Origin of the sequence: Stenotrophomonas sp. PvP093 (assembly GCF_017876915.1) — a bacterium.
Classification (GTDB): domain Bacteria; phylum Pseudomonadota; class Gammaproteobacteria; order Xanthomonadales; family Xanthomonadaceae; genus Stenotrophomonas; species Stenotrophomonas muris.
The window spans coordinates 199,328-211,617 of record NZ_JAGIOX010000004.1; the positions used below are offsets into that span (position 1 = coordinate 199,328).

Annotated in this window: 11 protein-coding genes; 3 read left to right on the forward strand and 8 right to left on the reverse strand. The window is 68.3% G+C overall.

The features are described from left to right. Nucleotides 1–237: 237 nt before the first annotated feature. The 3 genes from J3A72_RS03600 to J3A72_RS03610 are packed head-to-tail and all read left to right on the forward strand — an operon-like array spanning nt 238 to nt 2,655. Nucleotides 238–810: a DUF1190 domain-containing protein gene (locus tag J3A72_RS03600; RefSeq protein ID WP_005420172.1), complete on the forward strand. Its 573-nt coding sequence runs from the start codon at nt 238–240 to the stop codon at nt 808–810. Nucleotides 811–817: 7 nt separating this feature from the next. Continuing rightward, nucleotides 818–1,996 carry a glutathionylspermidine synthase family protein gene (locus tag J3A72_RS03605; protein WP_075075617.1) on the forward strand — a complete coding sequence of 393 codons (1,179 nt, stop codon included), beginning with the start codon at nt 818–820 and terminating at the stop codon, nt 1,994–1,996. Beyond that, nucleotides 1,996–2,655, forward strand: a complete 660-nt coding sequence (locus J3A72_RS03610) for a hypothetical protein (protein WP_053496510.1) — start codon at nt 1,996–1,998, stop codon at nt 2,653–2,655. Before J3A72_RS03605 ends, J3A72_RS03610 begins: the two co-directional genes overlap by 1 nt. Before the next feature lie 1,165 nt (nt 2,656–3,820). Here J3A72_RS03610 and J3A72_RS03615 read toward each other — a convergent pair. From J3A72_RS03615 to J3A72_RS03650, 8 genes are all read right to left on the reverse strand, one after another. Then, the gene (locus J3A72_RS03615; protein ID WP_014648783.1) at nt 3,821–5,119 is read right to left on the reverse strand and encodes a DUF58 domain-containing protein; all 1,299 of its coding nucleotides are present in this window, start codon (nt 5,117–5,119) and stop codon (nt 3,821–3,823) included. Then, the gene (locus J3A72_RS03620) at nt 5,116–6,102 is read right to left on the reverse strand and encodes a MoxR family ATPase (RefSeq protein ID WP_014648782.1); all 987 of its coding nucleotides are present in this window, start codon (nt 6,100–6,102) and stop codon (nt 5,116–5,118) included. Before J3A72_RS03620 ends, J3A72_RS03615 begins: the two co-directional genes overlap by 4 nt. Next, a complete protein-coding gene (locus J3A72_RS03625; protein WP_075075644.1) occupies nt 6,099–7,283 on the reverse strand; it encodes a DUF4350 domain-containing protein in 1,185 nt (394 codons plus the stop codon). The genes J3A72_RS03620 and J3A72_RS03625 overlap by 4 nt, the downstream gene beginning before the upstream one ends. Then, complete coding sequence (locus J3A72_RS03630; RefSeq protein ID WP_075075643.1) at nt 7,280–8,896, reverse strand: DUF4129 domain-containing protein; 1,617 nt, start codon at nt 8,894–8,896, stop codon at nt 7,280–7,282. The genes J3A72_RS03625 and J3A72_RS03630 overlap by 4 nt, the downstream gene beginning before the upstream one ends. Next, nucleotides 8,886–9,878: a stage II sporulation protein M gene (locus J3A72_RS03635; protein WP_075075642.1), complete on the reverse strand. Its 993-nt coding sequence runs from the start codon at nt 9,876–9,878 to the stop codon at nt 8,886–8,888. Before J3A72_RS03635 ends, J3A72_RS03630 begins: the two co-directional genes overlap by 11 nt. Beyond that, entirely contained in the window at nt 9,875–10,564 is a 690-nt protein-coding gene (locus J3A72_RS03640; protein ID WP_014648778.1) for an RDD family protein, read from the reverse strand. Before J3A72_RS03640 ends, J3A72_RS03635 begins: the two co-directional genes overlap by 4 nt. Before the next feature lie 123 nt (nt 10,565–10,687). Continuing rightward, nucleotides 10,688–11,218, reverse strand: coding sequence for a gamma carbonic anhydrase family protein (locus J3A72_RS03645; RefSeq protein ID WP_075075641.1), 531 nt, complete (start codon nt 11,216–11,218; stop codon nt 10,688–10,690). Between the two features lie 141 nt (nt 11,219–11,359). Beyond that, the gene (locus J3A72_RS03650) at nt 11,360–12,181 is read right to left on the reverse strand and encodes a nucleotidyltransferase domain-containing protein (RefSeq protein ID WP_075075640.1); all 822 of its coding nucleotides are present in this window, start codon (nt 12,179–12,181) and stop codon (nt 11,360–11,362) included. Nucleotides 12,182–12,290: the final 109 nt, after the last annotated feature.

Here is a 12,290-nt window from a genome sequence, read left to right on the forward strand (position 1 = left end):
GGAGACTTGGCTGAGCGCGCCGGGCATGACCGGGCGCCGCGGGATGTGTGCCAACCAAGGTTGGCACCTACCAGAGCGGTGCGTCGCCTGGGGTCGGATCCCATCGCGGCGCGATGGGCTCTGACCCCAATGCCGACGAAAATGAAAGTCCGTTCATCTTTCGCACTTTGCCGATTCCGGTTGCTGGCCCGGATTTGGCATCATTGGGGCATTGATCCGTCGACAGGGCATGAGGCCATGAAACGTTCCCGCACCACCGCGCTGCTGCTGATGAGCGCCGCGCCGCTGCTGTTCACCGCCTGCCAGAAGGAGCCGGAGGTGAAGGTGCAGGAAGGCCTGTATACCTCGGTGGAGGCCTGCACCGAGGCCACCGGCGATCCGTCGTCGTGCCGCAATGCGTTCGCCGAAGCGCAGAAGCAGGCCGCCGATGCGGCGCCGAAGTACGCCAGCAAGGAAGCCTGCGAGAAGGACTACAAGCCGGAACAGTGCGTGCAGCAGCACACCTCGGCCGGTACCTCGTTCATCGGCCCGATGATGATGGGCTTCTTCATGTCGCAGATGCTGAGCAACCGCGGCGGCCTCGCCCCGCAGGCGCCGGCGTCGGCACCGGCTTACCAAGACAAGAATGCGGGTTGGGCGCGCCCGGCACCGGGCGGCACCGGTGGCCTGAACACCGCCAGCGGCATCGGTGCTGGCAAGGCCGGCCTGGCCCCGGTCACCAGCGAGCCGAACCGTGCGGTCACTGCCAGCCGTGGTGGCTTCGGCAACACCAGCGCACGCCGCAGCACCAGCGGCAGCTACGGCGGCTGATCAACCCATGCAGCGCATCCGGATTGCCGAGCGTGCCCAGTGGCGGGCGCGCGCGGAAGAGGCGGGTTTCCGCTTCCACACCATCGACGGCCAGCCGTACTGGGATGAACGCGCGTATTACGCCTTCACCCTGCGCCAGATCGAACAGGACATCGAAGACCCCAGCGCCGAGCTGCACCAGATGGCGCTGGATCTGGTCGGTGATGTCATCGGCAGCGAACGCTTGATGGACCAGCTGGCGATTCCGTCGCACTACCGCGACTGGATCGCCGACAGCTGGCGCCAGCGCCAGCCGCACCTCTATGGCCGCCTGGACCTGACCTACGACGGTACCGGTCCGGCCAAGCTGTACGAATTGAACTACGACACGCCGACCTCGCTGTTCGAAGCCAGCTTCTTCCAGTGGCAGTGGCTGGAAGACCAGCGCAATGCCGGTCGCCTGCCGCAGCATGCCGACCAGTTCAACGCCATCCATGAGGCGCTGGTCGAGCGTTTCGGCGACCTCGCCGCGCAGCTGCCGCCGCCGCTGTACTTCAGCGCGGTCGGCAGTTCGGAGGAAGACCGCGGCACGGTCGAGTACCTGCGCGACTGTGCGTCGCAGGCCGGCCTGCATGGCCAGGCCATCGCCATCGATGACATTGGCCTGTCCGAGGACGGACGCTTCACCGCGCTGGACGACTCGGTGATCGGCACGCTGTTCAAGCTGTATCCGCTGGAAGACCTGATGGCCGAGGAATTCGGCCGCGCGCTGCCCGGCTCGGGCGTGCAGCTGCTGGAACCGGCCTGGAAGGCGGTGCTGAGCAACAAGGGCATCCTGCCGCTGCTATGGCAGCGCAACGTGGGCCATCCGAACCTGCTGGAGGCGCATTTCGATGACGGCAGCGCGCTGGCGTCGGGCTGGGTGCGCAAACCGCTGTTCTCGCGCGAAGGGGCCAACATCGAGATGCACCTGGCCGATGGCAGCACCCAGCGCAGCGACGGTCCCTACGACGGCCCGGCGATCATCCAGCGTGCGCATCCGCTCACCCGCTTCGAAGACGGCTATCCGCTGATCGGCAGTTGGGTGATCGGTGACCATGCCTGCGGCATCGGCATCCGCGAGGATGACAGCGCGATCACCCGCGACAGTGCGCGCTTCGTGCCGCACGCGATCGTCGACGAGGCGCCGACGCGGATCTACGTCTGATGACGGTGCGGCGCAATCGCGGCCTGCGGCCTGCGCCGCTGCCGGGCCGGCATCTGGACGACGGCCACGCCCTGTGGCGCTATTCGGACCGCATCGCGGTGCGCTGCCACCGCTGCGATACGCCCGGCTGGGTGGTGCGGACGCCGGAATCGCGACGTTTCCGCTGCCTGGGCTGCAGCGCAGCCCTCGACAGTGGATGCGGCTGCGGTTGCTGTGCCGCGGGCGACTGGGTCGGGCCCGTGCGCTACAGCGGCTATCGTCCCTGCGGATACTGCGGGCACAAATGGGTCCGCGCCGAGCTGCACCGTGCGCGTGCAGTGTCGCCGTTGCGGACGCTGGCGGCGGACTGCAGTCAGTGCGGACGCAGCAGCGAGGTGGAGGTCACGTTGTCGCGATGGCGTGGCAATGAGGCGATCGATCCGCATTTTGGCTTGCCGCTGCGGCTGGTCGAAAAGACTGCGGCCGGCGTGCTGTGGGCCTACAACGAAGCCCATCTGCAGGCACTGCACGACTACGCTGCCGCGCCTCTGCGCGAGCGCGCGGGCGTTACCAACGGTTCGATGTTCTCGCGCCTGCCGCAGTGGATGAAGCTGGGCCGCAACCGAGTGCTGCTGCAGCGTGCGGTGGAGCGGTTGCAACGTCGGTTGCTTCAGGGGTAGTGCCGGCCGCTGGCCGGCAACCGGTTTTGGTAGATGTCGACCTTGGTCGGCGCTGTGGATTTCGTGCCAACCAAGGTTGGCACCTACCAGGGCGATGCATCGGTTGTTGCAGGGGTAGTGCCGGCCGCTGGCCGGCAACCGGTTCTGGTAGATGCCGACCCTGGTCGGCGCTGTGGATTTCGTGCCAACCAAGGTTGGCACCTACCAGGGCGATGCATCGGTTGTTGCAGGGGTAGTCCCGGCCGCTGGCCGGCAACCGGTTTTGGTAGATGTCGACCTTGGTCGGCGCTGTGGATTTCGTGCCAACCAAGGTTGGCACCTACCAGGGCGATGCATCGATTGTTGCAGGGGTAGTGCCGGCCGCTGGCCGGCAACCGGTTTTGGTAGATGCCGACCTTGGTCGGCGCTGTGGGTTCGTGCCAACCAAGGTTGGCACCTACCAGGGCGATGCATCGGTTGTTGCAGGGGTAGTGCCGGCCGCTGGCCGGCAACCGGTTTTGGTAGATGCCGACCCTGGTCGGCGCTGTGGATTTCGTGCCAACCAAGGTTGGCACCTACCAGGGCGATGCATCGGTTGTTGCAGGGGTAGTCCCGGCCGCTGGCCGGCAACCGGTTTTGGTAGATGTCGACCTTGGTCGGCGCTGTGGATTTCGTGCCAACCAAGGTTGGCACCTACCAGGGCGATGCATCGATTGTTGCAGGGGTAGTGCCGGCCGCTGGCCGGCAACCGGTTTTGGTAGATGCCGACCTTGGTCGGCGCTGTGGATTTCGTGCCAACCAAGGTTGGCACCTTCCAGGGCGATGCATCGGCTGCCGCAGGGGTAGTGCCGGCCGCTGGCCGGCAACCGGTTTTGGTAGATGCCGACCTCGGTCGGCGCTGTGGGTTCGTGCCAACCAAGGTTGGCACCTACCAGGGCGATGCGGCGGTTGTTGCAGGGGGTAGCGCCGGCCGCTGGCCGGCAACCGGTTTTGGTAGATGCCGACCTCGGTCGGCGCTGTGGGTTCGTGCCAACCAAGGTTGGCACCTACCAAGGCGATGCGGCGGTTGTTGCAGGGGGTAGCGCCGGCCGCTGGCCGGCAACCGGTTTTGGTAGATGCCGACCCTGGTCGGCGCTGTGGATTCCGTGCCAACCAAGGTTGGCACCTACCAGAGCGATCGCGGGTATCAGAGCAGCCCTTCGCGCTTCACCGCCAGATAGCGTTCCACCAGCGCGCCGGGCAGGGCATCGGCGGTCACGTCCAGCACCATCACCTTTTCGCTGCGCAGGGCCTCATGCGCCTTCGCGCGTTGCTGCAGGTACAGCGCGGCGGCACCGGCCTGGGTGGCGTCTTCCAGTGTCTGCACCTCGCCCTCCAGTGCGCCGTCCAGCTCGCGTTCGCGCAGGCTGGCCACGCACACCAGGTGGCGCCGCTGCAGCAGGCGCACTGCCGCCAGCAGGTCTTCGATGTCCTCATCACGCACGTTGCTGACCAGCATCACCAGCGCACGCCGGCGCTGGCGCAGCGACACCTCGGTGGCGGCGGCCAGGTAATCGGTGGCCACCGCGCGTGGCTGCAGGTCGTAGCTGGCGCGCAGCAGGTGCTCGACCGTACCCATGCCGCGCTGCGGCGCCACCCAGCGGCGTTCGCCCCCGGCAGCGTACAGGCCGGCAGCGTCGCCCTGGCGCAGCGCCAGGTAAGCCACCACCAGCGAGGCGTTCAAGGCATGGTCGAAGTGCGAGAGCCCCCCTTCGCTGGCCAGCATGCGCCGGCCACTGTCCAGCATCAGCAGCAGCTGCTGGTTCTTCTCGTCCTGGTATTCGCGCGAGATCAGCTTGCGCGCACGCGCGGTGGCCTTCCAGTCGAGCTGGCGCAGGCTGTCGCCGATGCGGTACTCGCGCATCTGGTGGAAATCGGTGCCTTCGCCACGGCGGCGCTTCACGTGCGCACCGACCAGCCGCGACGCCTGGTCGGCACTGAACAATGCGAAGCGGGTGAGCGGCACGAAGTTCGGATAGACCCGCACCTCCAGCGCCGGCGGCAGCGTGCGTTGCTGCCACCACAGGCGCCACGGCGAACGCATGCGCAGGTGCACCCCCTCGAAGCGGAAGTGCCCACGCTGCAGCGGCTGCAGGTGGTAGTGCAGGGTGGACGCCGTACCGGCCTGCAGGCGCACGCGCTGCGGCAGCGCTTCCAGCGGCCAGCCGCCGGGCACCAGGTCGAACACCTGCACCGTCATCGATTGCTCGGCCTGCAGGCGCAGCGCCGCCTCGCGGCGCACGCCCAGCGCCAGCGCTTCGGGCAGCTCGCGCTGTACCTGCGGCGACGGACGCCGCGACTGCCGCCACAGATCCCACAAGGCGGGCAGCGCGATGACGACGGCTGCCAGCGCCCAGCTCCAGCGCGGCAGCCACCCGCCCAGCACCAGGCCGCCCAGGGCAGCCCAGGCCAGCAGCAGCGCCAGCAGCAGCGGGGCCGGTCTCATCGGCGCGGTGCTTCCACCTTGGCCAGCAGCGCGCCCAGCACGTCGTCGGCGTCCTGGCCTTCGATCTGCAGCTCCGGGGCCAGTGCAATGCGGTGGCGCAGCGCCGGGCGCGCAATGTCGCGCACGTCGTCCGGCGTGACGAAGTCACGGCCGGCCAGCACCGCCTGCGCGCGCGAGGCACGCACCAGCGCGATGCTGCCGCGGGGGCCAGCGCCGACCGCGATGCCCGGCCACTGCCTCGTGGCCGCCACAATCCGTACCGCGTAGTCGATCACTTCGTCATCGACGGTGATCGCCGCGGTCGCGCGCTGCAGTTCCAGCAGCTCGCCGGCCCCCAATACACGCGGCACCTGGCTCAGGTCGAAATCGCTGGCGGCACGGCCACTGGTGATCGCGGTCACCATGCGCTTCTCGTCCTCCAGCTGCGGGTAGTCGATCAGCACCTTCAGCAGGAAGCGGTCCAGCTGTGCTTCCGGCAACGGGTAGGTGCCTTCCTGTTCCAGCGGGTTCTGCGTAGCCAGCGCCATGAACGGCGGCGCCAGGGTGAAGGCCTTGCCTTCGATGGTCACCTGGCCTTCCTGCATCACTTCCAGCAGGGCCGACTGGGTCTTGGCCGGGGCACGGTTGATCTCGTCGGCCAGCAGCAGGTTGGTGAACACCGGGCCGCGACGGATCTTGAAGCTCTCGCTCTTGGGGTCGTACACCGCGTGGCCACTGACGTCGCTGGGCATCAGGTCGGGGGTGAACTGCACGCGCCCGTAGTCCAGCTCCAGGGCCTGTGCCAGTGCACGCACCAGCAGGGTCTTGCCCAGACCGGGCACGCCTTCGATCAGCACGTGGCCACCGGCCAGCAGCGCCACCAGGATCTGGTCCAGTACATCGGCCTGGCCGATGAAGGCGTGTCCAACGGCGGTGCGGATGGCATCGACGCGTTCGATCAGGCGGGCGTTGGCGGCCGCCGGCAGCTCGGGGACTTCGGTCATAGCAGGGATCTCATCTGGAGCAGCAAGCGGATGCGCTCGCGCAGGGCGGAGGAATCGTGCGGTGGCGGGGGCGTGAGCGCGCTGGCAATACGGCCTTGCGGCCATTTCAGCAGCTCGGCGATGGCCTGATCGCGCGGCGCACCGTCCAGTGCAGCGGCTACTGGTGCGCGCAGGCGCAGGCGATGCAGGAACAGGACGAACACGGCGTCGTACAGGCGCGTGCCGTGGCCGAAGCGCAGCAGCAGCTCGCCACTGGCACGCACGTGTTCCAGCAGCGAGCGGCGTTCCAGCACCGGCGACGGCAGCAGGCTGCCGAAGCGCTGCGAGCGGGCCCACAACCAGCCCAGCAGGGCCAGCAGCAGCGGCGCCCACAGCGGCCAGCCCTGGTAGAACAGGCGCGCCCACAGTGACGGCGGGCGGCTGGCATAGACCAGCCAGAACGCTCCCTTGCCGTAATTCGGGTCGAGCAGGTAACGGGTCAGGTCGCGGTGCGAGAGATCGTGCAGGCCATCACTGGCCCTGCCTGCGGCCGACGCCAGGCGTGCCGCCGGCGAATCCACCTCGCCGCGCATGAATTCCATGTCGGCCAGCACGCTCACCTTGCCCTGGCCATGGTGCAGGCGTGCGAACACCAGGCTGTGCTCGTTGCCCCAGCGCCGTTCGGCCCGCGCATTGGCGGCAAAGCCCAGCGTGAAGCGACGGCCGCCGCAGAACTCGACGTGGCTGGGATCATCGATGACGTGGAATGGCTGGCAGTCGCTTTGCTGATACAGGCTGTCCACGCCCAGCTGGTCCAGCAGGGGCCCCTGCGTGCTGCTGGCGTCGTCCTCGGCGGGCGGCGGCGTACGCACCAGCAGATGGCCACCACCATCAACCCAGGCCAACAGGGCCCTGGCCGCCGGCGCCGGCAGCTCGCTGCTGTCCTGCAGCAGCACCACCGTATCGTGCGGGCCCAGCGCCATCTGCTGCAGGTCCAGCCGCGGCCGCGAGTGCACCTCGATGCCATCGGCACGCAGGGCCTGGCCCAGCACGTACAGCGGGTTGTAGCCAGCTTCGCCCTGCGGTGGCAGCTGCACGGTCTCGGTCACGCGTTCGTGCGTGCGCAGGTAAAGGATCGTCAGCGGCACGCCGAACAGCACCAGCGCGCCCAGCAGCAGCGACCAGAACAGGCGCGGACTCATGCCAGCCACCTGTACTGCCGGCGCAGGGTATCGGCCAATGCATCGAAATCGGCGCGGCTGGGCAGGCGGCCACCGTAGGCGGCGTACTGCCACATGCGCACGATGCGCGCGAACAGGTCACGGTCGGTGGCATCGGGCATGCGCCGCGACGCGCGCAGGCATTGCGCTTCGGTAGCACCGGGCGGAAGCGCGATGCCGCTGCGCTCGCCCACCGTGCGCACGCTGGCGCGGTACAGCAGGGCCAGCGCCTGCCGCGGCCGCCCCTGGTCCCACAGCAGGCCGGCCTGGGTGGCCACGTCCGGCGGCAGCACGACCGGCAGTTCCACCGGTTCTTCCACTACCTCCGGTGCGGCCTCGGCCTTGCGCCGGCCACTGCCGCGCAGCCACGGCAGCCACAGCCGTGCGGTCAGCAGCAGCACCAGCAGCAGGACGCCCAGCAGGCCCCACAGGCCCCACTCGGCCAGGCGTGCCAGCCAGGCGATGCCGTCCTTGCGCGTTTTGCGTTCACCCTTGCTGTTGGTGTCACGCTGCAGCTGCTTGTCTTCCTTCTTTTTTTCCTCGGCCTGCTCGATCGGCTTCCAGCGCGTGACCTGGCGGGTCGGGCGCTGCAGCGGATCTTCATAGGCGCGGTTCACCGCCTGGCGGAAGCCGGCGGTGTCCACTGGCGCTGCACCGAAGATCATGGCCGGTGCATTGGCCGGATCGTTCGCCGCAGTGGCCGGTTCCTCCGCGCTGTCCTCGTCCTCTCCGGCATCGTCTGCCTGTTCTGCGGCCGTCTGCGCGTCCTGCGCATGCACTGGCGCGTAGGCCAGCGGCAGGGCAAGGCACAGCAGCAGGGCCAGCGTGGATGCCGCCGGCAGCAGCCGCTCGCGCAGGCGGCGCAGGGCGATCTCCACGTCCCACGCTTCCATCTGCGTGCGCCGGTTCAAGTACAGGCCGAAGCCGGCGCCGACGTAGAACGGACCGATCAGCACCGAGGCCAGCCAGCACGCCAGGTTGAAGCCGGCCCGCGCCCAGGCGGGTGTGTCCTGGCCGATCATGTCCCACGCGGCACGCCATGATTCGGACATCAGCTCCAGCGGCATGAACATGAACACCGCGCCGATCGCACCGGACACCAGCACCGCTTCAAACGCCATGCAGGCCACGGTCAGCACGGCGGCGGCACCCGCCGCACCAGCGGCCACAGCGCGGCGGCGTGCACCGCGCTGGGCCGGCGCATTGCCCTCCAGCAGGTTCACCGGCAGGCACAGGCTGCGCAGCACGCTGAAACGGCGCCAGCCCAGGTAGCCCCAGAAACCTGCATTGCCCCAGCTGCGTTGCGCGCGCAGGGCCGCCAGCGTACCGACCGGCTCGCCGAAGATGCCACGCGACAGCACGTACAGCGGCGCCCGTTCGAACAGCGGCTTGCACCACCACATCGCCAGCCACGCCCAGCCGAATGCATCCAGCCACCAGCCCAGCGCGTTGAAGACCACGAACAGCGGCGCACTGGCCAGCAGCCAGCTGCCCCATACCGCGCGTGCGTGGCGGCGCGACAGGGCACTGCCCAGCTCCATTGCTTCCCAGCCGCTGCGCGCGCGCAGCACCACGTCCAGGTGGTCAATGCGCATGGCCGCCTCCGCGTCCGCCGCGCCACAGCCACAGCAGCACGCCGGCCCACAGCATGCCGGCCACGCTGAACTTGCCCCACGCCGGCACTTCGGCAATCGACGACCAGAAGGCTTCGATGAACGCGGCCACCAGCAGCATGAACGCCACGCCCAGGCACAGGCGCGCACCGATGCGGCCGCCCTCGACCAGTGCATCCAGGCGGCTGCGCCGGCCGGGTGCCAGCAGTTTCATGCCCAGCTGCAGACCGGCACCGCCGGCGATCACGATCGCGGTCAGCTCGAAGGCACCATGGCCTGCGACGAAGCGCCAGAACGGATCACCATGGCCGATGTGCTGCAGGTGGCCCGCCACCGAACCGATGATCACGCCGTTGAACAGCAGCACCAGCAGCGTGCCCAGGCCGGCCAGCAGGCCGCTGGCGAAGGTACGCAGGGCGATGCTGATGTTGTTGAGGATGTAGTGGCCGAACATCATCCAGTCGGTGCCGCTGTCGCGTCCCAGGCGCTCGGCGGCCGGATCGTACATGCGCTCCATCTCGGCGATCTGGCGGTTGTCCATCACCATGTGGATCAGGTCCGGATAGACCTGCACCAGCACGAAGCAGGCCAGCGCCGGCAGCGCGAACATCGCCAGCGCCACCCACATGCTGCGCGCCTGGCTGCGCACCAGCAACGGGAAGTCGGCCACCAGGAATTCCAGCGCACCGCGCCAGCGCGTCGGCGGCGTGCGGTACAGCACGCTGTGGCCCTGCTGCATCAACTGCTGCAGGCGCTGCACCAGCTGCGGGCTGTAGCCGCGCTCGCGGGCCAGCGCCAGCTGCTGGCACAGGCGCCGGTAGCGCTGCGGGAAGGCGGTATCGTCCAGCGCGAGCGCGCTGGCCTTGCGCCGCGTGCGGCGCGAAGCACCGGCGCGCAGCAGCAGCCAGTGTTCCAGGTCCTGCCATTCCTGCTGGTAGCGGGCGACGAACTGTTCCTGCTTCATCGCCGCCCCAGCAGCCAGTTGGCCATGGCATACAGGCGCAGCACGCCGACCTGGCCGTGGGTGCCGGTCAGTGGCTCGGCAATGCCGGCCAGTTCCTGCTGGCGTGCCGCCGACAGCCGCGGCGCGCGCTCGGCGAAGGCCATCAGCGCCGCCTGTTCTTCCGGTCGCAGCGGCTGCGGCGGGGCCAGCACGCTGTCGATGGTGGGCGGAGGCGGCAGGTACAGCACCGGTGCATGCACCACCACGGTACCGGCCACCAGGTCGCCGAGGCGGCGGCCGTGGGAATCGAACAGGCTGCTGATCAGGCCCAGTGCATAGCCGAACGGCAGCATGTCCACGGTGCGCAGCAGGTTGCGGGTGATGGCAGCCATCCAGCCCACCGGCGCGCCATCGCGCGCGAGCACGTGCAGGCCCAGTGCGCGCTTGCCCAGGGTGCGGCCCCACCGCGCTTCGCAGACGATCGGGTAGGCCCAGTAGACCAGGAACATCAGCACCAGGCCGAGCCCGGAGCCGAACGAATCCAGCAGTGCCAGCGGAATCGACATCAGCACCAGCACCGCGATGCGCACGCCCAGATCGATCAGCCAGGCCATCGCCCGGGGCACCGGGCCGGCCGCCGGCAACTGCAGCGGCACACCCTCCGGCGTCACCACCTCGCGGTAGGTATCGAGCATCGGTGCGGCCATCAGTGCGATGGCCTTCGTTGTGGGCGGCGGAGTCCTCTCCGGCAGGCAGCCACAGGCATGGGGGTCTCGACAGGTCCTGGTCGGGCCCAGACTTTAGCAGAGCCGCATGGCGGCGTTGGCCGTTCAGCCCAGGTATTCGTCCTTCAGCCGCACGTAGTGGTCGGCCGAATAGTGCAGCGACTCGATCTCCCTGTCGCTCAGCGTGCGCGCCGGGCGGGCCGGGTTGCCCACCCAGAGCTCACCTTCACCGACCACCTTGCCCGGGCCGACCACCGCTCCGGCACCGACGAAGCCATGGCGTTCCACACGGGCGCCATCGAGGATGCACGCGCCCATGCCGATCAGGCTGTAATCACCGATGGTGCAGGCGTGGATGATGCAGCCATGGCCGACGGTCACGCCTTCGCCGATCAGGGTCGGGTAGCCGGCCTTGTTGTACGGGCTGTGGTGGCTGACGTGGATGATGGTGCCGTCCTGCACATTGGTGCGCGCACCGATGCGGACGTAATTGACGTCGCCGCGGATGATCGTACCCGGCCACACTGATACGTCCTCGGCCAGTTCCACGTCACCGATGAGGGTGCAGGCCGGATCGATGTACACGCGCTGGCCGAGGACGGGCATCTTGTCGCGGAAGGGGCGCAGCGGGTTCATCGGTGTCTCCGGAAATCAGGGCGTTCACCGCGATGATACCTGCGTGGTAGTGCCGGCCGCTGGCCGGCAACGTCATGGGCGTACCTGGAATTCTGCGGTTGCCGGCCAGCGGCCGGCACTACCCGAGTCAGGTGCAGCCGCTCAGATCGGCGCGTGCTCGGCCAGCATCTGCCGGAACAGCTCATCCAGCCACGCCGCATCACCGTGTCCAGCGGGCAGCTGCGGCGCCTGCGCAGTCCGGATGGCCAGTTCACGATCGATGAAATCGCTGATCGCCGCGATGCGTGGTCCGGCACTGACCTCGGCACTGGCGCGTTTAACCGCCAGCAGGGCATCGATGGCTTCACGCACCGGGCCGTGCGTCAGCAGCCGGTCCAGCAGGTCCTCGAAGGCCATCGGCGGGGGGGTCTGTTCGTACTCGATCCACTGGCAGGCCAGCAGCGGGCGCAGCACGTACAGGTACTTCTTCGTGCGTACCGTTTCGCCACGCAGGTAACCGCGATGGTTCGAGCGCGCCATGTTGAAGTAGTGCCACCACGTGCCCAGTGGTGAATAGAACGACTCAGCTGCCTTCCAAAGCTGCGACACTGCGGTGTGATCCTGCTGGTAGATGATCGGCGAGCGCAGCCATTCAATCAGTGTCGGATTGGATTTTGAAACCAGGCGTAATGCCTTGCGCAGGTCCCAGCCGCTGACATCGAGCTCATCGTCGATCGGCAGTTCGATCACATCCCGCTGCGCATCGCCGGGGCCGGTGCTCTCGTTGACGGTGAGATACCACGGCTGGCGATGCACGTAGATGAAGCGTGCATCGTAGTCGCTGTCCGGCGAAGAGAAGCCCCAGCCACGGCTGCCGGACTCGCACGCCAGCAGAACGCGCACGTCGTGTCGCTGTTCGATGTCGGCGAGGCTGGAAAGAATGGCGGCGCGCTTGTCCGGCGCGATCGGGTGGATGTCGTCCATGCAGTCGTGATCCGTTGATGTCGAGCGTTCTCGACTGTAGCGCAGTTGCGCACGGGTAGTGCCGGCCGCTGGCCGGCAACCTCAATGGGCGCACCTGGAATTCTGCGGT